Origin of the sequence: Chitinophaga sp. YR573 (assembly GCF_900110995.1) — a bacterium.
In the GTDB taxonomy this organism is placed as follows: domain Bacteria; phylum Bacteroidota; class Bacteroidia; order Chitinophagales; family Chitinophagaceae; genus Chitinophaga.
The window spans coordinates 1-2756 of sequence record NZ_FOJF01000007.1; the positions used below are offsets into that span (position 1 = coordinate 1).

Annotated in this window: 1 protein-coding gene; it reads right to left on the bottom strand. The window is 44.8% G+C overall.

What is annotated here, in order from left to right:
- Nucleotides 1-2756: condensation domain-containing protein (locus BMW86_RS32400; protein ID WP_143056764.1), on the bottom strand; the 2756-nt coding region annotated here is incomplete at both ends.

Sequence of the window (2756 nt, forward strand, 5' to 3'; positions counted from 1 at the left end):
GACAGCCCTTTATAATAATCGGTGATATTACCATGTGTGATCATCACTCCTTTAGGATGACCTGTAGTACCCGATGTATAGATTACATAGGCCAGGTCTGTTGATGATACTTCTGCTAATACAGGTGGCGTTGTTAGTTCTTCCAGTTGAAGGTCTACAGAGAATACGGGAATGTTAAATGAGATTACATCAAACAGTCTTTCTGATGTAATCAGCAATACTTTGATACCTGTATCATTGATAATATAATCCTGACGTTCGGTAGGAAGGGAAGGATCTATTGGTACATAAGCAGCTCCTGCTTTCAGGATACCCAGTATGGCGATTACTGACCAACTACTGTTTTCCATGAGGATACCTACCAGATCATTAGCCTGTAAATTATAGGTTTGTTTCAGGTAATGCGCCAGCCAGGTTGAACTGTTGTCAAGTTCCTGGTAGCTGAGCTGTGTCTCACCAGAGATCAATGCCACCCTCTCAGGGTTATTAACTACCTGGCTCCTAAAAAGAGAAATTATTGTCTCTGATTCTCCTGAAACAAATCCATGATTTACCCCTTCAGATAACAGGGCTGCTTCTTCCTCTGGTAACAGCATCTGTAAATGACCTACCGGCTGACTTTGATCATCCGCTACTGATGACAGCAACTGCAAATAATGATCTTTCATCTGCTCAATCGTCGCTGGAAGAAAAAGATCCGTACAATAATTTATAGAAATGCCAAAGCCTTCTGCTGTTTCTTCTACAAAAAACGTAAGATCGAATTTGGCTATTTTATGATCCAGTGATTCCGGAGCTACTGTGATATCTCCCAGGTCCTGTACTAAAGCCGAATCATTATTATTCAGTACAAACAACACCTGAAACAGGGAACTCCGGCTCTTATCCCGCTCCTTCTCGACCCTATCCACCACTTTCTCAAATGGAACTGCGATATGGGCATATGCTTCCAGTGTTGTTGTCCTTACCTGGGATAGTAGTGACCTGAAATCAGGATTGTCTGAAAGATCGCTACGCAACGCAAGGGTGTTTACAAAAAAGCCGATTAGTGGCTCCAGTTCCTGTTGAGGGCGATGCGCTACTGTTGTTCCTACACAGATGTCCGTTTGGTTGCTATAGCGGTATAACAACACCTTGTATACGGCCAGCAGTAGCATAAATGGCGTAACATCCTCCTGTTGCGCCAGTTGTTGTAAACGGTTACTCAGCTCTTTGCCTACTTTGAAATTCAGCCGGTCGCCCTGGATACTTTGTACCGCAGGTCTTGGCAAATCTGAAGGAAGCTGTAGCGGGGTTACTCCTTTCAGTTTCTCTTCCCAATAGCCCAGCTGCTGATCAAGCAGGTCGCCTGTAAGGTGGCTACGTTGCCATAAGGCGTAGTCTGCATACTGCAATGGCAATACAGGTAATGCCACTTCACGATTCTGGTATATTTCACAGAATTCCTGTACAATCAGGGATACAGACCAGCCATCTGAGGCAATATGATGTCTTACCAGCACCAGCAGATGTTCATCTTCCTGCAATCGGAACAACCGGGCACGCAGCATATGATCTGCGGACAGGTCAAATGGCCGGTCTATTTCGGCAGTTATCGCCGCATGCAGATCGTTGGGGATATTATCTACTATATTCAGACGCCAGCCACCAGCAGATAAGATCTCCTGGTATGGCACCCCATCTTCTACTTTAAATACTGTTCTCAGTGATTCGTGACGGTCCACTATCATGCGGAAGGCTGCTTCCAGCAACGATACATCCAACTGGCCTTTCAACCTGAACAATGTAGGCATATGGTAGTGCGTGCTACCACGCAACTGGTCGATAAACCACAAACGTTCCTGTGCATATGACAGCGGTATCCGTTCTGGTCTTTCCTGTACGGTAATAAGCGGTAATGTATATACCTCTTTGCGATCTGCCAGGTATTCAGCCAGCGATGCTATCGTTAAGTATTCAAACAAATCTGTTATGGTAACATCGATACCTGCATCTTTTTTCAACGCAGATAATACTCTTATTGCCAATAATGAATGCCCTCCCAGTTCAAAGAAATTATCATATATACCTACACGTTCTACATTCAATAGTCCAGCCCAGATAACGGCCAGCTGTTCTTCTATTTCATTGCGTGGTGCTACGTAATTATCGTTCTTACCTGCAACTGTAGCAGGAGAAGGTAAAGAACGACGATCTATCTTACCATTGGACGTGAGTGGTAATGATGGTAAAGGAATATAGAACGATGGCTGCATGTAGTCCGGTAGTCTGTCCTTCAGGTAGGTTTGTAATACTTCCTGATTAAACACACCTTCCATTACCACATAAGCGATCAACCTGGGTTGGTCTGTACTCTCCGTTGTCACTACACATTGATGTACTCCTTCACATCCTGACAATACACGGCTTACCTCTCCTGGTTCTACCCGGTAACCACGGATCTTTACCTGATCATCCACACGACCCAGAAAAATGATTTCTCCAGATGGTAACCGCCGTACCAGGTCGCCTGTACGGTATAGACGACCTCCGTCACGAATGAAAGGATGAGTTATAAACTTCGCTGCACTTAGCTCCGGCTGATGCAGATAACCAGGAGATACGCCTGCTCCTCCTATCAGTAGCTCTCCGCTTACTCCTGGTGGGCAGAGTTGTTGCTGGGCGTTTACTATGTATACTTCACTAGCGGAGAAAATACGTCCTATAGGTATGATGTCATACTTAATATCCCGTTGTATGCGATGTAATAACTTTCC